Source organism: Collinsella aerofaciens, from assembly GCF_902501475.1.
GTDB lineage: Bacteria > Actinomycetota > Coriobacteriia > Coriobacteriales > Coriobacteriaceae > Collinsella > Collinsella aerofaciens_AL.
Genome location: NZ_CABWIF010000019.1, coordinates 1 through 22,108, shown reverse-complemented (window position 1 = coordinate 22,108; position 22,108 = coordinate 1). Strand labels below are relative to the sequence as shown.

General features: G+C 54.3%; 19 protein-coding genes. 11 read left to right on the top strand and 8 right to left on the bottom strand.

Annotated elements, in window-relative coordinates; all coding sequences use genetic code 11:
* Positions 1–17 precede the first annotated feature (17 nt).
* Complete coding sequence (locus GDJ93_RS05005; protein WP_226812479.1) at positions 18–236, bottom strand: helix-turn-helix domain-containing protein; 219 nt, start codon at positions 234–236, stop codon at positions 18–20.
* A 139-nt stretch (positions 237–375) separates the two neighbouring features.
* Here GDJ93_RS05005 and GDJ93_RS05000 point away from each other — a divergent pair, with 139 nt between their 5' ends.
* The 11 genes from GDJ93_RS05000 to GDJ93_RS04950 all read left to right on the top strand — a co-directional run bounded on the left by GDJ93_RS05000 (position 376) and on the right by GDJ93_RS04950 (position 12,356).
* Entirely contained in the window at positions 376–3,675 is a 3,300-nt protein-coding gene (locus GDJ93_RS05000) for a CAP domain-containing protein (protein ID WP_152067973.1), read from the top strand.
* 65 nt (positions 3,676–3,740) lie between these two features.
* Entirely contained in the window at positions 3,741–4,385 is a 645-nt protein-coding gene (locus GDJ93_RS04995) for a hypothetical protein (protein ID WP_226812478.1), read from the top strand.
* Positions 4,386–4,528: 143 nt separating this feature from the next.
* Complete coding sequence (locus GDJ93_RS04990) at positions 4,529–4,708, top strand: hypothetical protein (RefSeq protein WP_152067972.1); 180 nt, start codon at positions 4,529–4,531, stop codon at positions 4,706–4,708.
* 1,177 nt (positions 4,709–5,885) lie between these two features.
* Complete coding sequence (locus GDJ93_RS04985; RefSeq protein ID WP_152067971.1) at positions 5,886–6,512, top strand: nucleotide-binding protein; 627 nt, start codon at positions 5,886–5,888, stop codon at positions 6,510–6,512.
* The gene (locus GDJ93_RS04980) at positions 6,502–6,759 is read left to right on the top strand and encodes a plasmid partition protein ParG (RefSeq protein WP_152067970.1); all 258 of its coding nucleotides are present in this window, start codon (positions 6,502–6,504) and stop codon (positions 6,757–6,759) included. Before GDJ93_RS04985 ends, GDJ93_RS04980 begins: the two co-directional genes overlap by 11 nt.
* Before the next feature lie 34 nt (positions 6,760–6,793).
* Positions 6,794–7,201, top strand: a complete 408-nt coding sequence (locus tag GDJ93_RS04975; RefSeq protein WP_152067969.1) for a hypothetical protein — start codon at positions 6,794–6,796, stop codon at positions 7,199–7,201.
* Positions 7,202–7,791: 590 nt separating this feature from the next.
* The gene (locus GDJ93_RS04970; RefSeq protein WP_152067968.1) at positions 7,792–7,980 is read left to right on the top strand and encodes a hypothetical protein; all 189 of its coding nucleotides are present in this window, start codon (positions 7,792–7,794) and stop codon (positions 7,978–7,980) included.
* Positions 7,981–8,139: 159 nt separating this feature from the next.
* Positions 8,140–8,952: a helix-turn-helix domain-containing protein gene (locus tag GDJ93_RS04965; RefSeq protein ID WP_152067967.1), complete on the top strand. Its 813-nt coding sequence runs from the start codon at positions 8,140–8,142 to the stop codon at positions 8,950–8,952.
* Between the two features lie 139 nt (positions 8,953–9,091).
* A complete protein-coding gene (dnaB, locus tag GDJ93_RS04960; protein WP_152067966.1) occupies positions 9,092–10,450 on the top strand; it encodes a replicative DNA helicase in 1,359 nt (452 codons plus the stop codon).
* A gap of 99 nt (positions 10,451–10,549) precedes the next feature.
* Positions 10,550–10,819, top strand: coding sequence for a hypothetical protein (locus GDJ93_RS04955; protein ID WP_152067965.1), 270 nt, complete (start codon positions 10,550–10,552; stop codon positions 10,817–10,819).
* Positions 10,820–11,090: 271 nt separating this feature from the next.
* Positions 11,091–12,356 (top strand): ATP-binding protein, encoded by a 1,266-nt coding sequence (locus GDJ93_RS04950; RefSeq protein WP_152067964.1) that lies wholly within the window; start codon positions 11,091–11,093, stop codon positions 12,354–12,356.
* A gap of 264 nt (positions 12,357–12,620) precedes the next feature.
* Here GDJ93_RS04950 and GDJ93_RS04945 read toward each other — a convergent pair whose 3' ends face one another.
* The 7 genes from GDJ93_RS04945 to GDJ93_RS04915 form a co-directional block, all read right to left on the bottom strand.
* Positions 12,621–12,965, bottom strand: a complete 345-nt coding sequence (locus GDJ93_RS04945) for a hypothetical protein (protein WP_152067963.1) — start codon at positions 12,963–12,965, stop codon at positions 12,621–12,623.
* A 1-nt stretch (position 12,966) separates the two neighbouring features.
* Complete coding sequence (locus GDJ93_RS04940) at positions 12,967–14,655, bottom strand: ATP-binding cassette domain-containing protein (RefSeq protein WP_193221454.1); 1,689 nt, start codon at positions 14,653–14,655, stop codon at positions 12,967–12,969.
* A 1,255-nt stretch (positions 14,656–15,910) separates the two neighbouring features.
* Positions 15,911–16,906, bottom strand: coding sequence for a ThiF family adenylyltransferase (locus tag GDJ93_RS04935; protein WP_152067961.1), 996 nt, complete (start codon positions 16,904–16,906; stop codon positions 15,911–15,913).
* Positions 16,887–18,128 (bottom strand): hypothetical protein, encoded by a 1,242-nt coding sequence (locus GDJ93_RS04930; protein ID WP_152067960.1) that lies wholly within the window; start codon positions 18,126–18,128, stop codon positions 16,887–16,889. The genes GDJ93_RS04935 and GDJ93_RS04930 overlap by 20 nt, the downstream gene beginning before the upstream one ends.
* Positions 18,112–19,311, bottom strand: a complete 1,200-nt coding sequence (locus GDJ93_RS04925) for an MFS transporter (protein WP_152067959.1) — start codon at positions 19,309–19,311, stop codon at positions 18,112–18,114. The genes GDJ93_RS04930 and GDJ93_RS04925 overlap by 17 nt, the downstream gene beginning before the upstream one ends.
* Positions 19,308–20,972 carry a B12-binding domain-containing radical SAM protein gene (locus GDJ93_RS04920; RefSeq protein WP_152067958.1) on the bottom strand — a complete coding sequence of 555 codons (1,665 nt, stop codon included), beginning with the start codon at positions 20,970–20,972 and terminating at the stop codon, positions 19,308–19,310. The genes GDJ93_RS04925 and GDJ93_RS04920 overlap by 4 nt, the downstream gene beginning before the upstream one ends.
* Positions 20,973–21,824: 852 nt before the next feature.
* A partial coding sequence (locus GDJ93_RS04915; RefSeq protein ID WP_152067957.1) for a transposase occupies positions 21,825–22,108 on the bottom strand: 284 nt, incomplete at its 5' end.

The following is a 22,108-nucleotide window of genomic DNA, read 5'->3' as shown; positions in this document are numbered from 1 at the left end:
CACGAAGTGAAAATCATCTACTCAACACCGCGCATGAGCTCCGAAATGGTGATTTGAAATCCGTCGGCAATCTTCTTGAGATTTGAGAGGCTGACATTACGCCGACCGACTTCAATGCTCGCGTAGTAGGAACGATCCATTTCAATCAAATTGGCGAACTGCTCCTGACTGCACCCGAGTCCAGCGCGGAGCTCTTTGCATCTCATGCCGAATGATTTCTGAAGCGTCGTATCCATGACAAAAAGAGTCATGGATTGTTGTATAAAAGCCAACGGACTATATACAACAATCCCAGTTAAGGCGCATAATTATCTCTATTGGAAAGCGCTCTGATGCCCAGTCGGATAGGGCACGGAAAAGGAACGGAACAGCACAATGACCCAGGGAAAGCACTTCGCTGCCGGTGGCGATCACTTCGCCGCACTGCCAAGCAAAAAGATTCACACTCCGAAGGGGATCGCGCGTCTGACCGTCACCGCGGCGACCATGGCCGCCATGACCGGATCGAGCCTCATCTCACCGTTCGCGGCATTCGCCCAGACCGGTGACGGGGGCACGCAGCACCCCGCCGTGATGTCGCCGATCGCCGCCCACGCCGGCGCGGCATCCGGTACCGGCGCGAAATCCGTCGCACAGACCATCGCGGACCTGCAGAAGGCGGTCGACGAGGCGAAGGCGAAGGAGGACGCCGCCAAGGCATCCTACGATGAGGCCGCCGGTCCCTACAACGAGGCGGCTTCCGCCCGCGACCAGGCCAAGGCATCCTACGATTCGGCAGTCAGCGCCGGCACGGCAGCCAACCGAGCGGCAATGGACGAGTACGCCCGTCAGGTCGCGGAGGGCAAGGACGCCGCCGATGCCGCCGGCAAGGACCTCGAGCAGGCGAAGGCGGGTCTCGCAGACGCCAAGGCGGATGCGTCCGAGAAGGGTGAAGCATACCAGTCCGCCCTCAAGGCGGCCCGGGATGCCAAGGACGCCCTCGATAAAGCGAAGGCCGATGCCGCAGGCGCCACCCCGGAGGCAATCAGTGCCGCCGAGCAGGTCGTGCGCGACGCCCAGGATGCCGTGAGCAAGGCGCAGGCCGAGCTCGACCGCGCCAACGCGACGCTTGCCGATGCCCAGTCCAAGCTGGTTGCGGCCCAGTCTGCCAAGGATTCCGCCGATTCCGTCCTTGTCGCAGCCCAGCAGAACAAGGACGCGGCGGATGCGAAGGCCGCAGCCGCCAGCGCCGCCTACGAGAAGGCGAAAGCCGACCTCGCCGCAGCGGAGGCCGGCGCCAGCGGTCCGGAGTACGATGCGGCAAAGAAGAAGGTCGCGGACGCAGAGGCAACCCTCGCCGCCGCACGAGCGGTGCAGACCCAGTGCGAGTCCGAGCTCGAACAGGCGCAGTCCGCTGCGGCAACGGCACAGACCGATCTGAATGACGCCCAGGCGTCCCTCTCCGCGAAGCAGCAAGCGGCAGTCAATGCCGAGGCCGGCGTGGTTGAGGCCCGATCCGCACTCGATGCCGCGAACTCCGCCCTCGATGCGGCCAAGCAGGCGAACGCCGATGCCATCGCCAGGCTGGATGCAGCGAAGCAGGCCGTCAAGGATGCCGAGTCCGCAAAGGCAGCCGCCGACGAAGAGCTCGCGAGCGCCAAGACCGCAAAGGACACCGCCGATGCGGCCGTGACCGCCGCCCAGCAGAAGGTCGACGAGGCACAGGCGAAACTCGACTCCGCCGACGCGCAACTCAAGCAGGGAGCCATCGGCTTCTTCCGTGCCATGGGTGCCGATTCAGCCATCGAGATCATCCAGAACTGTACGTACAAGGACTACACCGAAATCGGAAACAGTCTCGACGCCACGGGCCTTGAAAACATGCTTTCGTCCATCACAGTCATGAAGAATGTGAACGCATACCGCAAGTCCGTCGGTCTCTCCGAGCTCCAGGTCACCTACAAGCTCATTGCGGCGTCGATCGCAGATGCAAACTATTCGACGAAAAATCTAGAGCATGCCCAGCAGTTCGATGTTGGTGAAAACCTTGCCTGGAGCTATCGCGATCCCTGCAAGGCTTGGATCTATCAGGAAAAGGACCTGTTTGACAAGACTGCAGCCTCCCTTGGTGCGACGAATCTTTCCGGAAAGGATGCCTACGACTTCTGGTACGCCAATCAGGATAAGTTCGATTACTTCAGCATCGGCCATTACATGAACATCATCAACCCTGACTATGCTGTCATGGGATGCGGTCTGAACAATGACACCCGTTTGACGTTCTCGCTCACGCTGCAATACGGCGGTTGGGCAGGCTCCGGCTGGAACATGAACCCCATCTCCGTCGACGAGTACGAGCAGAAGCTGACCTCCTATATCAACGGTCTCAAGAACGCCAAGAGCGCACTCGACGCAGCCAAGGCCGATCTCGCATCCAAGCAGCAGGCAGCCACCGACGCCGCCGCAACCGTCCAGCAGAAGCAGGTCGCAGCGGATTCCGCACAGACCGCCGTCGTTGCCGCGAAGCAGGGCGTCGCCGATGCGCAGGAGGCCGTGAACGCGACAGGGCGCGATGTCGCCGCCAAGCAGCAGGGCGTCACGGATGCCCAGGCCGAGCTGGATGCGGCGAAATCGAACCTCGATGCCGCCAACGCGGCAGTCGTTACGGCAAAGTCGACCGTCCAGCAGAAGCTGGGCGCCCTCGATGCCGCCACTGCAGCCGTAACGGCCGCACAGTCCAAGCTGGACTCCGCCAAGGCAGACACCGCATCCAAGCAGCAGGGCGTGGACGATGCGAACGCCGACCTCGCGAAGTTCTTCCAGGACGTCGCCGACGCCAAGAAGGCGCTCGATACCGCAAAGAGCGTCCACGACGCGGCGGCAGCCGAGCAGACCGAGAAGGCAACCGTCCTCGCCGACGCCAAGCAAAAGGCGGACGGCACCGCAAGCGCCCTCGCGGATGCCCAGCGTGCCGTCGATGCCGCAAAGGCCGACACCGGCGTTGCCGCCGACAAGCTCACCGGCTCCCAGACTGATCTCGAGGCCGCACAGTCGAACCTCGACATCCTCACCGGCCTTGCCGCGAAGCTCGCAGAGGCACAGCAGCGCGAGCAGGATGCGGCAAAGGCCGTCAATGACACCAAGGCCGAACTCGATGCCGCAAAGGCTGACGCCATCGCCGCCGAGTCCCTGGTCTCCGCCGCCGAGCAGGCGAAGGCACAGGCAGACGCCAAGCTGTCGAAGCTGAACTCCATCGATACCGGCGCGGCGATCGCTTCCGGCCATGACGCGAACGCGGATGACGCCCTCAACGCGCTTTTCGCCGCAGCAGTCGAGGCACGTGCCAAGGTCGCGCCCGCCAAGGCCATCCTGGACGAGAAGCAGGCCGCGGTGGACGAGCTCCAGCCCGGCTACGATGCGGCACTCGCCGCCTACGAGTTGGCGAAGTCCGACCGCATCGCAGCGGAGCAGAAGCTTTCCGATGAGATCGCACGACAGGAGGCAGAGGAGGCGGCAAAGCAGCAGGCGGCATACACCCCGAAGCACCTCGCCGGCACGGATACCGCCCAGCCCGGCAGCCTCGCCCAGACCGGTGACCGCGCGGGACTCATCGGCGAGACGTTCGCCATCGGCGGTACCGTCCTCGTGGCGGTCGGCGTCTTCCTCGACCAGAAGAAGCGCCGCGAGCAGATGTAAAAGCGAGCCGGGCGTTGGATATCGGCTGGTGTCCAACGCCCGGTTTCATGGGCAGGGAGATCGGCGTGAGAACAAAGGCTATTATCGTTGCGCTTCTGGTGTGCCTTTCGGCACCTCAACTTGGATGTGCCAGCGTTGCAAAGCAAGGAAGCGGCTCTACGGAAAGGGCCGCCACAGCGGTAAAGAATAAAGACAAAAAGAAGGCGAGCGAAGAAAAGGCGGCGCAAACCTCTGGAACCAAGACCGAGGAGAAGAAAGAATCCGACGGCAAGGACGAGCAGTCCGATGCCTCCAAGAAGGAGGATAACAAGTCTTCCGATTCCTCGAAGTCGGACAACAAGGGCGATTCCTCCCAGTCCAAGCAGAATTCCGGCAATTCGCAGGGCTCTGGCAGTAATAACTCTACTTCAAACAGCGGTAGTCAGAAGAAGTGGGTTGCCGAGCAGGGGCACTGGGAGACCGACTACGGCCAGGTCTGGGTCCCGAACGTCGTGTACGTGCGCCACGGCCGCTTCATCTGCAACGCCTGCGGCGCGACCTTCGACTCGAAGAACGGATTCTATGCCCATAGCGACGCGATGTATGCTCAAGGTCAGAACCATGATGGCTACACCGACGACTCATATACCACAAGCGAGGACCAGGGACATTACGAGCAGCAGGCGACCGGTAGGCACTGGGTCGTGGATGTGGCCGGGCACTGGGAGTAATGTACATCGTTCCTCTCCTCTTACATTCGGTAAATGTTTATTTATTTGTGGGCGGCCGGTTCGGCCGCCTTTTTAGACGCCCAGTCTGGGGGCAAACGATAGGAAAGCAATCAAACGAGAAGCCATTCCAAAAGAATCCGGCGGTGCCGGATTCTTCGGGCAAAACCTTCCGCAAATCGGTAAGGTCTTCCATCAACTTGCTCCAGCCCTCGCCCGGAGTCCGCTGCGCGGGACTCATCGGCGAGACGTTCGCCATCGGCGGTACCGTCCTTGTGGCGGCCGGCGTCTTCCTCGACCAGAAGAAGCGCCGCGGGCAGATGTAGGACAAATCGCATAACGACTCGGAAAGGGGAATCCCGCAAAAGGGATTCCCCTTTTTCGTCTCGCCAGCCACGGTTCGTTGAGGCAGCTTCAGCTTAAGGGACACAGATTAAACCGATCTACAACTGTGACTATATGTCTGTGAGCACATGTTAGCCTGGTCTTATGGTCACATATTTTTAAGAGCGCCTATGTTTTACCGACCGTTTGTCAGTGCTTATTGAACAACCAGTCGAACCCGGGCTTACCGAGAGTCTGGCGCATCTGGCCGGTCTGAAACTCGGTATGGGTCCCGTCGGGGCCAATGACCGTGTTCATACCACCGGCTCACGGAACGACCGTCTTGGTCTCACCGGTCGTGAGGTCGATTCTCATGTTGCCGACCTGGTTCTCGACGTGCATCTGTCCGTCGCTGCCAAGTACGTTCTGGAGCATGTCCGCCTCCTTGAAATCGTCTTCTTGCCGACAGTATGCCCGAAACGAAAAGGGACGCAGCATGAGTTGAATCTATAATTCTTCTATAAGGTTTCTAGGGATTTTCTAGAAGAATTATAGAAATAAATTGTTGGCTTCCGGGTGTTGAGGCGTCTGGATTTGGCTATCTTCCTGCGGTAATACCGGTTAATAGACGAATTTTCAGGGTCTTTAGGTTAATAGTCGCTAATAGTCAGGTGCATGGGCACTATTAGGAACTATTAGGCCGAAGGCGAGCGATACACTTTGGATGGCGGCGCGGTGGGCGCCTGGTCATTTCCTCCCACCTTAATCTGCTTGTCTGCCGCGCCGTCGCTTCTCAAATAGCTAGGCCAAATCGAAGAACGCGCGGGGCGCCGGTGATCAACCAGAGAATGCCGATGGCACGGATAAGGCGGGGATGACGGCCGAAGTCGTTCGGCCATACGGTAAGGACCGTTGCAAAACCGAGGTGGCCCAGAAGTGCAAACACTTGCCAAAAGCCAGTCACCACAACCCCCTCCCTCTCCCAACTGAGTCTTCATTTATCGTATCAAGGCGCAAACCAGAAAGGTACGCGTGATCGTGATTGTATCTAGAAATCTTCTAGTAAGTTTCTATAAAATTTCTAGAGTATTTCTAGATTTGCAGGGATTCATGGGTTATGGAGCATTGCGGTGCGGTAAAATGAATCTAGAAGGTTTCTAGAAATGTTCTAGAAGAATTATGGAGAGGACCGGTGCAAAAATGATCGTTTCGCTGATCAATCTGAAGGGCGGTGTGGGCAAGACGACGAGCTGCATCGCGCTCGCGACGGCCGCCGCTCGCGACGGCAAGGAAGTCGTCGTACTCGACGCGGACCCGCAAGGATCGGCCACCTTCTGGGCCGATAACGCCGAGGACAACGGCGAGGAACTTCCCTTCGCCGTCGACGCCGCGAACCCCGCAACCGTCAAACGGGCGGCGAAGAAGTTCAAAGGCGATCCGGGCCGCTGGGCCTTCATCGATTGCCCACCCAATGGGGCCATCTTGGACGCGGCGCAGGACGCGTCGGACTTCGTCATCGTGCCGACTGGCACCGGCAACGCAGACCTCGTGAAAACGGCCGAGACCGTGAAAACGATGGAAGCGAACGGGAGGCCGTACGCCGTGCTTCTTACCCGCGTGCTGACGAACACCAACGGTTTCAAGGCTGCGCAGGAAAACCTTGCCGCCGGCGGTATTTCCTACTTCGACACGGCGATCCGCCAGAAGGAGGACCTGAAGGGCTACTTCGGGCTGCCGTTCGGATCGGCACTCTACGGATACGATGACGTCTACAGCGAGCTCAGGGAGGCCCTGAATGGCCGTTAAAAATAACTTCAATGCATTTGCCAACAACAACACCAAGCCGGCCAAAAAGCGTCTCATGGACAACCAGGACACCGCACACAAGGGTGATGCCGGGACCGACGAGCGCAAGATGATTACGTTTTACGTGTCGGCAAAGAAGCACGCAGCCCTGAAGGCCTACTGCAAGCAGGAGGGCAGGACGATGACAGCTGTGATGCAGAACGCTGTCGATGAACTGCTTAAAGAGGCGGAAAACGAAGACCGATAGGTTAGTTTCGGAATCGATGAGAAAAGGAGCCGATATGACTCAAAGCGAGAAACGCAGGAAGCTCAGCGGCGACATCACCACGGAGCTCTGTGGGCTCAGCGGGCTTTCGCAGGTGATGAACACATCCGAAAACGAAGCCCTGTTCGCGCTGGCCGACCTTCTCGGCCCAGCCGTAAACCGATTGCTCGGCCTGCTCGAAGAGAGCGACAATATTGATTCGTTCACCATCCCAGAGGATGCCATCGAAGACTCGACGAAAACGGCCGAGGAGACGCGCGCCGAAATTTACGACAAGTTCGCCATCGAGCTTCATGGCCTAAAGGGCCTCGCAATGGCAATGGAGGAATCAGGGAGTGAAATCACGCTCGCTCTTTCAGACCTTCTAGGACCAGCCGTAAACCGATTGCTCAATCTGATTGAAGAATTGGAACAAGCATCCTGATATCGCATTTCGCGAACATATCTTAATCAAACGTCAGTCAAGAAGAGCACCGGAAGGTGCTTTTTCTTTCTTGTAGGCTCTCAGATCCGATTTAAGGCATCGAAATAATGCAGTCTGAGGAATACGGTCGAATTGGTTCCAAAGTGTCAGATATTCGATTCTGTGGCCGTTTCCGTGGTCTAGACGTGAGGTCGACTGAATGTCGGAATGGATAGCAGCTGAAAAAGATGCCCTATCTGTAGTCACCTCACGATTACAAAAAGACGTTCGTCTTTCAGTGAGTTTCAAGCAAGGGTTCTAGGCCACTTGTGGCCCTCTCTCTTAATTCTCAATTCTCTTTTCTCTACATATATAGGGACATGTACTCATGCAACGTTAACCCCTATTTATCACGTACTGATGCAACATAAATGTGTACTCATGCAACGCTATGTGCGTACTCATGCAACGTTATGTACTGATGCAACGTTGCATGAGTACGCGTTAAGGGGTTATGACAACGCATTCAACCGTGAAGAAATATATTTGAACATCGTGATATATACGGATATACTATTTGCAATGTAAATTCGGCCAGAAAGGTATTTGAGATGGAATCCAAGAAGGACGCAACTCCGTCCAAGAAGCGCGTGTTGCTCACCCTTCCCGTTGAGCTCGTGGATTATCTTACCGAGGTTACCGAGCAGACCGGAATGAACAAGTCCGGGTATATCGGCGTGCTTTTGCGCAACCAGATGCTTCATGAGCGCGAGGATCGGGCTGGCGATGAGGAAAAATAGGCAGAAAAAAAGACTCGCAGCCGCCAAGCAAATGAGTCTTTCTTTCCGACGTGATATCGATTTGTCAAGGACATCATACCATAGTACCTTCGGTTCTACCGCTGGTTTTTGTGGATGTACCTTGGCAGATGATGCTGTCGGCTAGAGGTCGTGATAATCATGACCAGCTTGGCCAACGCTCTGGCTGCCGCCGTCGGCAGTCAATCTGAAAAATCGAATGATGCCCCTGCGCCGTTCGTGTTCCAAACCGAGCTTTCGGTTGGTGGAGGCAATCTGGGTACTTCCGCTGCAGCGCCTGTGCTGCAGCGCCCCGTCGCAACCCGTGAGCTCAAGGACTATCCATGGCTTCTCGTGCGCCTCGGTCTCGTTTCGGTGGTTGGTAAGACGATGCCGAATGGACGCAAATGCTCGATCGGAACCGTTATCCTGCTCTCGCATATCGGATCTGGTCTTTCCGAGCTTCGTGAGTCAACGGCCGTCGAACTTGATATCGATCGGTGCCGAGTGAGTACAACCATCAACGAGATGGTTGGTTGGGGATGGGTCGTGCGCTCGGAAAGCGGGGCTCTTTCGGTTGACTTTGATGAAATCGGTAACTTTGTCGGCATGTCCAAAAGCGAATTGATTAGCGGTCAGTTCCTTCACGTGCCGCGATTCATGCTTGCAAGTGATGCGTTCCACGATGCAGCCTGTGTCGTGTTCGGCGACCTCGTGTCCCAAAGTCTGCTGGACCACCCCCGCGGCGCGATGAAGAACCCGGAGCTGGCAGAGCTCCTGGGTATTTCCGTCTCCGCGCTCCAAAAGGCTAGGAAGCATCTTGCCGAGCAAGGTTTCATTGAGCTCAAGAAGCAGGGAAAGCAGGTCGTGCCGGAAATCGCGTCGGGGGCCGCTGTTGCTGCGGTCCGTCTCGAAGATGACCGTACACGAGCACTGGAAGCGATTCTCAAGAAGTCGAGAAAGAGAAATAAGTAAATGCGCACTGATGCAACGTTGCATCAGTGCGCATTAAGGGATAAATCTAGATATTTTCTAGAAAATATCTAGAAAATAGCAAATTATTCAACTGCGTATTCATGCAACGTTGCATTGGTACGCAGTAGGAAGGCCAAATATGCCGTTACCAACGAAACTCCCGTCCAACATCGAAGCAGAAAAGAAAGTGCTGGCCGCCGCCATGACGAACCGCGTTTCACGCGTGGAAATCGTGGCAAGTTGCACGGAGTCAGATTTTTTCTCTCCGTCGAACAGGACGATCTTCAAGGCGATTTGCGATCTTGATGCGAAGGGTATCGGGGCCGACTGCGTCTCCGTCATCGATGGGCTTCGGAGCAGCGGAAAGCTCGCTGCCGTCGGTGGCGAGGCATACGTCATCGAACTCATCTCGGACGACTTTGCTCAGGCGTCGTATGAGCACTACGTTGACATCCTGCGACGTGACACCGCTCGCCGTAATGTCATCGCCGCGACCGCTGAAGTAACGTCGCTAACCAATAACCCGCCGATAGACACCGCGGAATACATCTCCGCAGTCCAGGACACCTTTCTCGCCGCGACCGAGCAATCCGTCCCAAGCGATTACAAGAGCATGGAAAGCGCTTTACGTCTCGTCCTCGATTCCGCCGAGGCGACCAGGACGGGCGGAGCGACGGACCATGTCAAAACTGGATTCTCCAAGCTCGATGAGCTTATCGGTTCGTTCGAGCCTGGACAGCTCATCGTCCTCGGCGCTCGGCCAGCGGTCGGTAAGAGTGCTTTCGCAATCAATCTGGCAACATCGATCGCAAGCGTTGGTACGAAGGTATGCCTCTTCTCGCTGGAGATGACTGCTACCGAAATAGGACAGCGCATACTCGCGAGCGCGTCGGCCGGCGCTTCAAGCGGCTTGACCATCGGAGCCATCAGGGATGGGCTTATCAAGGAGGGCGACCGCGCCCTGGCTGAGAACATCGTGGCATCCGTGAGTGCTCTGCCAATCGACATCGACGACACGCCCGGAACGACCGTCGCGTCCATTCGCGCCAAGGCGAGGCGCATGCTTCGCGGGCAAGGAAAGGGAATCATCATCGTCGACTACCTGCAGCTGGTTGATGATCCCAAGGGAAGCAAGTTCGAGAGCAGGAACGTTCAGATCGGCAAGATCTCCCGTTCGCTCAAGATCCTCGCAAAGGAGCTTAACGTTCCCGTCATTGCGTTATCCCAGCTTTCTCGGCAGGTTGAGAGTCGCGTCGGAAAAGTGCCCCAGTTGTCTGATCTTCGCGACTCCGGCTCGATCGAACAGGACGCCGATATCGTTATGTTCTTGGACCGTTCAGCCGACGATCGAGAGGCGAACATGGATGGACGCCCGGCCAAGGGCATCGCGAATGTCATCGTTGCTAAAAACCGAATGGGGGCGACCGGGACTGTTGAGTTCGTCTTCAAGCCGGAGTACTGCCGGTTCTACGTTGCCGCAAGAAACGTAGCGCGATAATGCGGTGTATTGTGTACTCATGCAACGTTGCATGAGTACGCTTTTGCCCAATTTCTAGAAGATCCATCGCAATAGATGGATTGAAAAAGGGGGATCCATATGTATGGACCGGTGAGCAAGGACGGGCCGTCGATGGAGTTTGGCGAGGTCGGCGAGGAGATCAAAGATGAGGCACGGCGCCGGGTGGTGAAAGAAATCGTCGCAAAGCTCAAGGTCGATGCCGACGATGTCACCGAGATCACTGGAACCCCGGTCGAGGAGATTGATCCTTTCTGGAGCAAAGAGAACCAGAAACACCTAGAGGTAGCTGCAGAAAGGCTTGATTCCGGTAAGGGAGAGATGCACGGGCTCATCCCTTTAAATGACTGAAGCCGCCCCTACTAGGGCGGCTTCAGCTGCTGGGAGAAAACCCCAAACTGTTTCCATCCGCGCAGGGCGCCGGCTCTGCCAAGCCTATAAGCGCTCCCGTGCGCTATATGCATCCTACATTCTTATAGGCTTTCTTTTAGTACAAGCTTCATAGTTCAACCTGCAATTGTCCCAATGAATTACCTGCAATTGTCCCAATGAATTACCTGCAATTGTCCCAACGCAGCAGATAAACAGTATAATTTATCTGTTTAAGAAGTGGGGTGCACTAGTGAATAGATATATAGACCGATGCGTCGATCGGCTGATCGAACGAGACCTCGTCATTTTCGGCGCGGTACTTGTTCAGGGACCGAAATGGTGCGGGAAGACGACGACGGCGCACCGCTTTGCGGAGTCATCGCTTTCTCTCTCCGATCCCGCTGGCGGCTTCGCGGCGCTTCAACTCGCTCGCCTCGACCCGGCTCAGGCGATAACCGGTGCGGCGCCGCGACTCATCGACGAGTGGCAGGAGGAGCCGAAGCTATGGGACGCAGTGCGTTTCGAGTGCGATGCGAGGGGAGGGGAACCAGGGCAGTTTATCCTTACCGGCTCGGCGACGCCGAACGATGCGGACCGACCGATGCACAGCGGCGTCGGGCGCATCTCCCGCCTGCGGATGGACACCATGACGCTTTCCGAACTTGGCGTCTCGTCTGGTGCGGTTTCGATCGGTGCGCTGTTTGCAGGCGATCCTGTTAAAACATCGCTCGGGTCCATCGATGGCATCAGCGGTGTTGCCGATATTCTCTGCCGCGGCGGTTGGCCTCAGGCGGTCGGCAGGACGACCGCCGAAGCGATGCGGATATCGGCTGCCTATATCGATGGCGTGTGCGAATCCGATGTCTCAAGAATCGACGGAGTGAGACGCGACCCGGAAAAGGTCAGGTCCCTGCTCTGCTCGCTCGCTCGCAACGAGTCGACTCTTTCCGGCACGAAAGCCATTGAAAGGGATCTGGACGGCGACATATCGAAGAACACAATTGCGAGTTACATGGACGCGCTGCGACGGATCAATATCGTCGACGACATCCCGGCGTGGCACCCGGCGCTCAGATCCCCGGTGAGGTTGCGCCAGGGCGCTAAGCGACATCTCGCGGACCCCTCGCTCGCCGTGGCGCTGCTCGGCGCGAATCCCAAGTCGTTGACGGCCGACCCGAAGACCCTCGGCCTGCTCTTCGAGTCCATCGTCCTGCACGATCTCAAGGTCTATGCGGCGGTCAACGACGCCTCCGTCTCGCATTACCACGACGCCGACGATCTGGAAGTCGATGCCATCGTCCACAGGCGCGACGGGTCATGGATCGCGGTCGAGGTCAAGCTAGGAAGCCCGCAGGTGCCGGAGGCATCCGAGAACCTGCTTCGCCTAGAGCGGAAGCTGGTCGAGCGCGGGGAAAGACCGCCTGCGGCTAAGCTCATCGTCATCGGGTTCGGGATGCCTACCCACACGACGCCGGACGGCATCACCATCGCACCCATCGATACGATCGGCATCTAGCGCGCAGCGTATCGGCAGCCTCTCCTGCCATACCTTTCGGTACACGCGGGTGATTTGCAAGTACCGACTATTAGCTGTATCGTCCGCAAGTCCTGTCTAATAGTCACTAATAGTGACGGTCGGGCAACGAGTTCGGGCTATTAGCCTTAATGTCTCCTATCCTCGGCCTGCTTCTTCTTGCATTGAAGCCTGAACCAGGTTCAGCTGGCATGGTTAAAAACGGGGGCGACGCTTTTGCGTCGCCCCTCGTCCCAGCCGGTTGCTTTAGTTGTACACACGGTAGTTACACTTGAACTGGGTTATGTGTCCATAGTTGGAGCGGTACCAACCCGACGTATAGCTGATTGCCTCTGCGCCTAGATAGTCGTAGCCCTTGTTGTAGCGAAGCTGACGGTAGGTCGTGTCGTACTCTGCTACGTAAAACGCGTCTCCAGAGAAGGCTTTGTACCGGTCCTTAACCGTCGAAGCCATGTACGCGGGTTCGACATCGCCTTTCTCCCCGTTGAGCGCATAGACGGGTGCCGCGATTCCGCATAAAGCCGTTGCCACGAGGATGGCGTAGACAGCCATGCGCGACGCATTGGACTTCAGCTGTTCAAATAGTTTCATGTCATTCACCTCGCTCGTATGTATCGAGGTATTCCTGCTTGAGCGTCTGCGAGGACGACTTGATCTTTTCCACGAGCGTGCCGGCCTCGATGAAGTAGAACGAGTTGGTGAGGTCTGCCAGGTCGTCGAGCAGATGGCTTGAAATGAGCACGCTTCGTCCCCGCGCCACCTCGCTGCGCATCGCGTCGCAGGAGGTTTTCCGCTTTCCCGGATCGAGGCCGTTCAGCGGTTCATCGAGGATGAGGTACGGGCAACCGGTCGCTATCGCCATGGCAAGCTTTACCTGCTGCTTCATTCCTGTCGAGAGTTTACGGGTCGGCTTGTCGAGATATGGGGAGATTCCGAGGGAGTCGCAGAGCGAGTCGATGTCGGCGGCCGATTTCCACGCCTCCCTAACGAAAGCAAGGTGCTCGAGGGCCGATAGCGTGGGATAGAGATCCGCGCCGCCCGAAGAGCTCAGGTAGACGAGTTCTGCAAATTCGGCTGATCGACGTTGGCAGATTCCGTCTGCCGCCAGGCTTCCCGAGCGGATGCGGGTGGGAAATTGGCCCGACAGCGCTTCAAGAAGGGTGGTTTTCCCCGAGCCGTTGGGGGCAACGAGGCCCGCCGCCGTTCCCGGGCCCAAGGAAAGCGATCCGATCGAAAGTATCGTCGTGCTCCCGTATCCCACGCTCGCGTCCAGAAGCTCGAGCCCATGGTGCTTTTTCGCGGGTCCAGGCTGTTTGGGCGAACGTGTCGCAACGGCGCCGACCGCAAAGAACACCGCGACGTATGCCAGGGCCACGGCAAGCATCGATGCGCCGCCCGAACCGGAGCCAATGAATTCTGTCGGGAAGCATCCCACGTAACCCGTTGCCTCGATAGGCGAGAACACGGCCAGCGGCAGGAGATTGAGCGCGGCGTTATGCCCTAGTGCCGAATCGGACAGTAACGGGAATGCCGGGGCCGCGACAAGCAGCGCGGAGGTAAGGGGGCCCGCGAGGACGCGCCTCGTTGCGGTCGATAGGACGGCGGAGCAAACGGATATCAAGGTTCCGCCCGCAAGAAGCGCGATAAGCAGGGCTGTGAAGACGTTTCCCGCGGTCGTGGTGGTAAGCGCGCCGTCATGGAAGAAGGCGATCGGGTACCCAATTTGCCCGAAGCCGTTTAGGACCAAGGCGTAAATGCCCCCGGGTGCGAGGCCGGCGAGGAGCATCGCGGTCCCCGCGGCGATTATCGAAAACACGATCTGGATAAGGCGCCGGAATTTGGGCGCGGGCGCCTTTGCCGCCAGGGTCCCGGGCCTTGTGGCGCCGAGCACGAGTATCGACGAGAGAAGGAAGGGGATGAAGGGAAGGAAAGACGGCGCCGTGGCAATGGCGTAAGGCAGGAAGGAAAGGAATGGCAGGTCGCTTGCGGAGGCCGGGATATCCGTGATGCCGGAGCTGCTCAGGGCACGGCAATATGCGAGCGCCGCGTCATTGGTCTCTCGGTCTCCCACGATGGACCCGGATTGGAAGCCTTCGCCCATGAGCGCGTAGTAGCTCTCGGCAGAATCGAGAAAGGCGGCGTCGGTTTGAGCGGCGAGGGCGGCGTTCGCGTATCTTGCAAGCTCCGCGTCATCTTGCTGCTCTGGAGATAGGTCTGTGCCGCTGGCCTGGGGCGCGCGCGTATTGAATGCGTCGACAAAGCCCTGCATGCCCTGCTTCATAAAGAAGGGCCCGTAGATGGGTGAATTGAACGCAATGGGGACGGAAAAGGCTGCAGCGAGAACGAGCGTACAAATCCATACGGCCCTGTCTCTTAGGATTAGTTTGAGAAGAAGTCGACAGTACATTTAGAAGCACCTACGTTCCTCAAAGAATTGTTAGACTAAAAGTAACAGACCGGATGAAGATACGCGCGGCGGGGGCGAGGCGAATGGCTGAGCGGTATCGATACGCTGGTTCAACGGCATCATATTGACCACATAGATTATTAAAACCGTCGTAAAACCCCTGGTTTCAACTACGGGGAGTGTCAACGGTATTCACTTTTTCAGTAATGCCGTATTTACGTAATGTCGTTATTACATAGTTCTGTTATTTCGTTTTGCCGTGTGCCGGGTTTTAGGGCAGAGCCCTAAAACGTACGCCGTCGGGCAAAACGCAGTTTTGTACGGCGGCGTACGACTCTTGCGGAACCGAACTATGACACAACGCGACTGTGTCATAACGTAACTACGTAGTAGCGTATCTGTGCGATTACGGCAAATCGAAATAACAGAACAACGTGACTGTTGAATAGCAGAACAATTGAACATTGAACTAATCGCGCCTGAAAATTTTCCGCAAGTGTAGTGCGCCGCCGTACAAAGCCCGGCGGCGCACTAGGGCTCTGCCCTAAAAACCCGGCGCCCTTGGCGGTGTTAAAAAGTGACGCAATAACGTTGTTACGTTATTGCGTTATTACACAGTTCGGCAGTCACACTTTTACATTGTTGCGGCATGACACAGTTACGCAATGTCTCCGGTGCGTCTCGGTAAAAGGTTCGCTACCGGATACCGAGGCGATCTAAGCGCGGCGATGGTTTGCCGTGAAATGTGCTGTGAGATGAAAAATCTCGCAAGAGACGCATACTTGTACCCCCATCGTAAATGTGTGTACAAATCTGCCGCCGACCCGGGCGGTTCGGCGCTTGCCAGGGCTCCGCCCTTGGACCGGGGGAAGGACACTCGCGCGCCTTGTTATTACGATAACGGACGCAGCGGCAAACCCTGAATCGCGCCCCTGAGACGGTGCAAAATGGCCTTGTGAGGCCATTTTGCACGCCAGCTTCGTTCAATGTCAGACATTGAAAATGTCTGACATTGAACCTGCGGCAAAGCCGCAGCTGGGGCCACTAGTGGCCTGAAATCGCTCGCGTTACTCGCTTGTCCCACGCGTAGATGTCCGACAGTGCCGTCAGACATTGTCAAGCCAATGCTTCACAGGGATTTCTTTACAGAATTCGTATCATTCTCGCTGCCTACCCTCTTGTACATTAAACCCTTAAAGTTCATGAAGGAGCAGAAGCATGTATGTTGATGCATGGGGCTCGATCCTGTACAAAGATATCGGTATATCTCCATTGCTAGCGCAGTTCCCACAAGAGTGTTCGTAAAACAAATTGATCCCTTTGGTACGGGCATGCGGACTATGTTCTCTTCGGCTCGCTGGAGGAAAGAGAGATAGGATTTCATATCGCTCTGCTTTTCGAGAATAGGACCAATTTCCCCATCAGCTACTCCAACAGCACAAAATGCACAGGGGATGTCCTTTTCTATACATGCTTCAAGAACTATTGACCTGGGATTGACCCCCTCCCCACTGTCTGCAGCGCAAACAAGCATTGAAGTCCTCGAAGGAACGCAACGCATGAGTTCTTCGGCAGAGCGGACGTAAGACGCAACTGGATTAAGCGAAAGATCCGGATAGCGATTAACAAGTGTTTTGGAAACTGCCTCTACTTTTGCTTCTCCTATTTCGTCGGGACCAACAAGAAACTGACGATTTACGTTTGACCTCTCAACTCGATCCCCGTCGATTAATGTAAAATGCCGAACTCCAGCAGCAGCCAAATGCTCCGCCACCACCTGCCCTATGCCGCCCATACCAACGATGGCAAGATGAACGGCGCCGATTTGCTTAAGTAACGTCAGCGGAGCGTCGGAATAATAAGACAAAAAGCGAGCTGTCCTCGAGTGGGGTGATTCCAGCTCGTATTCTTCAGTCTCTAGAAAACCAAGTTCGTTGAGCCTCAGCAAGAATCGTTGCTCGCGAGCTTCAAGGTTCGTCTCATCTATCGTATTTTGTTTGGCGAGCTGCTCAAAAAGATTTGTACTCAAATCAGAGATTTTGACCCTCACTCGCGATTTTAATCCTTGCAATATAAGTTCGTTGGAATCTCTCCTGATATAAGCACTATCGTTCCAATAGAACATTTAATATCCTTTCCCTCAAGCCTTCTTCTGGAAAAGTGTTTCGCATGAAGAAGGCGCTGGAGAGTCGTCCGATCGGCAGAAAACACGCAGCCTCGCCAAACAGTTCGACGGCTCTCTCGTTAAACGCCTGGCGCGAAATCATGCCAGAAAAATACCTGCTCAAAACCGATAAATACTTTTGGAGACGCATGCGGTTGCCCAAGCCCGTCAGTAGTGCGAGTTGATAGTAGATAAAAATAGGGTCATTGAAAGTATTCGGAATTAAAAGCAGGTGTACATCCGCCCAATCCGATTGAGGAGAGAAATAATCACTCGACATGAGTTTTGGATGATACCTGCCTGACGATGCTAATTGAAGCGCTATAAGTTTTACAATCTTTTTATTGGGGTAGTATTTGTCGTATGAAATTGATAATTTCGCAGTTATCTCTCTTTGTTCATCGGATTTATTCACGCCGTAATCGAAGGAAGGATCTTTCAGTTTCGGCGACAGAAGTCTTCTGATTGCCTCTGTGTCAACGAGAGAGAGGATGTTCCTACGTCCTTCTTCGTCGGCGAAATAGGGAGAGTGCTTGTTTGAAAAAACGATAACAGCCTCTATGCCAGATAATCCATGGTGCAGCCGCGCGCTCTTGCAATAGCGCTCAATTAATAAGGGCATGTTTGTATTGCAGCTTGCCATGGTTCTTCCGAGAAGAAAACACAAGACGTCAATCCATCTATTCTCGATGCGCTTTATCGTCATAGTCTGAGTGCACGCAGCGCTGCTCAGTTTGACTTTCTGCCTTCCGATTTGCGTAACAGAAAAATCATTGACACAAAAATAGTGAGAAGAGAGGAGATGTAAAAATGGTCCCACCCTTCCTCCGGTCCGGAATGCAATGGACAGCGACTTTGCATGATTGCTTAGCGAATAGCAGTGACCATCAATTACATCTATTCTCAAAAAGAAAGTCTTTAGAAAGCCGCTGCAATTGTGATGGACGTAGTCAAGCTTCCTCCCCAACTCGACAATATGCTCATTATCATGTCGACTTGTAAACCTAATCGTCCTGTCATCATATTCAACTTCGAAAAAAGGGGAATGAGGGCATCCCGATGCATCGAGTATTACTGGAACCCCGGCGATACGCTGAATGATTTGTGACGAATAGTCATGTCCATCAAGAAGGCTCGACGCTTCGGGCAGCTCGTCAATCGATATATCAATTCTTGGAGACATGTATTCCTACCATTTTTAAAGAAACAACGGCGGTAATTGCTATCGCGATTGCGCCAATAACACCGAGCGCTATCTGAATGGGATATAACCCCAACACATATCCAAATATGGAGAAAAACATTGCAGAAAAGAGAGCCCTTACCAGAGACGCGACGGAAAGGATCGTCGCGCGGAGATCGTCCGCTATCGCGTCTTGGATTAAGTTTTCCGAAGTGATGTACACCACTTCTGGGAGAAAACAAAGCACCATGCTAAGGCCAAACAAACACAGCGGATTTGAAGCGAACCACGGAAGAATCATGAAAAGACCGGCCTCGATTAGCATCGAGCCGAGCATGGTATTTCTTTTCCCGAAACGCGATGAGAAGAAATCTGCTGCAATGTAGGCCGTCGCATTTACTGCATAGGATGCACCGAAAAAGATTCCTATTATGGAGACGGGAGCATCAAATGCGTCGAATACCAACTGATTCAAGTTGTAATAACTCCCATAGAATCCATCGAGCATGCTTGTGCCGATTAGAAGAAGCAACACCGCAAAAGCGGATTCTCCAATGCACCAGGTTTCGCGTCTGAAGACCTTGGCTACGTCAAACCTTTCCTCCCCAGAGTTTTTGGAATGGGTCGTTTCCATCCTCTCAATGGGATACAGAAGGAAAAGCTGCAGGAGATAGAAAACGGAAACGCATACGTAGAGGGCACTCCAAGATACTTGGGCAATGAATGATCCAAGTACGATTGCCACTCCCGTCGCGATTGATTGCGCGGCAAGCAGCCGAGCGTTGATGGTGAGGAAGCGCTCTCCTTGACCGGCATTTCGGGCAATTTCATATAAAAGTGCTTGTTCGGATCCCGATTGAAGGGAGTAGGCGAGTGCCTCAACAAGGGAAAGCGCGACGAGAAAGGGGCCTGAGATCAACAGCATGCCAGCCGTATGGAAGAAAAGCAGCAGCACGCCCACTTGAATCGAGAACTTCTTTCCAAAGAAATCGCCTATCAGCCCTGTTGGCAGCTCGAGGACGACCGTTGCAATGTTAAACAGGGCTTGATAAAGCGCGATTTCCGTGACAGACATTCCTTTCTCCGCAAGGAAAAGTAGAAACACTCCCCGATTTAAAACAAATCCCGCGAGAACGAAAAAGGCGGAATAGATGTGCAGCTGCGCAGTGGCATTCTTATTCATTTGGCACTCCTAACGACTATTTTTGTCGGGGTGCTCGCCACTGATTCGAAGCCTGAAATGTTCATAGTCTCAATGAAGAGCTGATAAAGCTTTTGAACAGGGTATCGATAGAATAGGACATCCTGCGCTCTTTCTTCTCGACGAACTATTGCCAGCCGGTCGATTTCGAAACAAGAAACCGCATAATACACACCAGCTTGATCTAGAGTTGCCGTATAGCTTTCTGCAACGGCAAATGCATCACGATCGCGACACATTTCAAAAATATCTTCAATGCTTCTACCATCTCGATGAATCATAAGGTAGGTTGCGAATTTAAAATGGTTTATCAAATCAAAATACGTATCGGCACGCGCGAGCACGTCAAGAATGTCGTAATTTTCATTTCTGACTGTGTACAGATGATTGAAATGAAGAGGTGACAGGCTGTTTGGGTCAATTCCGGCAGCAAGTAAATCTAAGTAATACTGAGATTCTTTTACGATGATATAATCCTCTTTATTCACCCCTTGAGCAACATCAGTAAGAGGCTCTGGGCTCATATAGGAAAAGTCAACGTTTGACATAAAACTGGTCGACGCGACTTCTTGAGCAAGGGCAAGGGTGTCGAGTACTTCGGAATATGTTTCTTCTGGAAAACCGATGATAAAATTGGTTTCGAATCTCATGCCAGAGGAAATGATGGATTTTACGGTAGGAATTACTTTTTTAAGATTCAAGTTTTTCCGGCAGATTCGCTGTATTCTTTGCGAGCCAGTTTCCAAGCCAACAAATACGGAGATACATCCGGTTGCCTTAAGTAGGCCAATGATCTCGGGAGTTATCGTATCGATTCGTCCCTCACAGTTGTATTTGAAATCATAATTCATTGCATATTTTTTGACTGCAAATTCAAAGAAGTACTTGTGCGATGCTAAAAAGTTATCATGATTATAGTTAATTGAAGAAAGAGTGCCGGTTTTTGCCATGCAATCGTAGACACGCTGCGAGGTTTCGAGCAGTTTGTCGACATTAAGAAATCGCGCTTTCTGACCGAGAAGCACTCTGGATGAGCAATAGTAGCAATTAAACGGGCAACCTCTACCTGCCTCAATGTTGACCACGTTCATGCCGTATGAATTGGAGTAGTCGAGTTCCGGAAGGTTGTTAATGTCGTATTCAATCAACTCGCATAATCCAGAATCCCCGGTTTTAGAAATCGAATTTTTAGGTAAATCGCCCTGAGCGCCGCAAGCAATATATTCGAGTAGAAGCGGGAGGGTTTCTTCCCCATCAAAGATCGATAGAAAGTCAACCTCGGGACAATCCTGAAAAACCATTTCTCGAAGTGAAGTGATCTGGGGACCACCAAATATGATAACCGATTCGGGATGCGCCCGTTTAATAATCTTCGCTATCATGATGCCCCAGATATAAGAGGCGTTCATGATCGAAACACCAAAAACATGGGAGTCGATTGCTTTTATTTCGTCGGAGAACCACCGATAGATTTCTTTTGAAAAAGTCTTTTCTTCTTCGAGGAACTTACGCTGAAAGTCAATAACGTGAGTTGAAAATCCCGCTGCTTCAGAAACGGCCCTTAGATTCAAGATGGCCAGATTATCAACAAGGGTCTTCCTGCAGTGATTCACCGGATTGATCAGAGTGAAATCAACCTTCAACTTGAGCTCCTTTCTTTCGGGCGAATAGGAATCGCCTCCGTCACATTAAACGGAGGCGATTGTGTTATCAGACCTTAGCAGCGGCGCTGTATAACCTGATCAACATCAATGCCGAAGTCCAGAAGTTCTTCAACAGTGATCTCGATGTCGGAAGCCGATTTATCGCTGGCCAGCTCGATTTCTTCTTTCTCCATTTTCGTCACCTCCTTTTCATGTATGAGTTAAAAAAACTAGTGGCTTTCTGGAAACAGCCAGGATCAATGCTAAACGATGATTTTAGATTCAACGTCGGGACCGGTTGTTTTTATGAATATGATGCCAATGCACGAACAAAAGCAGTTAGCCTTTTCAGCACTGTTGCGGCTTATGCAATCACATGAGTCCTAGGCCCTTTCGACACCACCTGTATTGCGAATCAGCACCGCTGTCTTCCTGACCGAATATTGCCGTCGGGCACCGCTATTAAATGCATCTCCAGGCATCCCGTTACACTCGCGCCGCCATGCGGTCGACTGAACGAGGAGGTTTCACATAGACGCGATCTGGGCCGACATGGGAAAGGCCATCATGCGGCAGTGCTGCAGATGGAGCGCTAGCAATAAAAGGGCACAAGGACCAGCGTCTGCCCAGATGCCAACACATGATAACGGCGGTGCTGTTACGCGATATTCAGCAGTGTTTAAGCTAGCGGATACTCAATCACGCGCATAGCAGGAGTAACAGCACAGGTGTTCCTATAGTTTTGTCAACCGGGGAATGCCGTTCGCGAGATTGAATCGCGAAATGCTGACGCCAGGCCTTTCGACCGGCAGACTCCAGTCTGTTCGGAGTGCTGCGTTTCGACTAGGCGGCTTAGGGCACCCTGTCCCGCATGATCGCGTAGGTGACCTTCAACCTCTTTCGCGCCAGCGTTTTGAGCGCCTTGCCGTGCGGCATGCCCCGTTCTCGGCACCTGGCGTAGTAGTCGCTCCATCTGCCCTCTGTCCGGGTAAGGTCGTTGCACGAGAATATGAGCAGGTTCTTCAGCCTTTTGTTGCCTTGGCGCGATGCCGTCACCGAGGAGATCGAGGTCCCCGCCTGGCAGTTGCGCGGCGCCAGGCCGCAGTACGACGCGAGCCTGTCGTGGCTTGACTCGT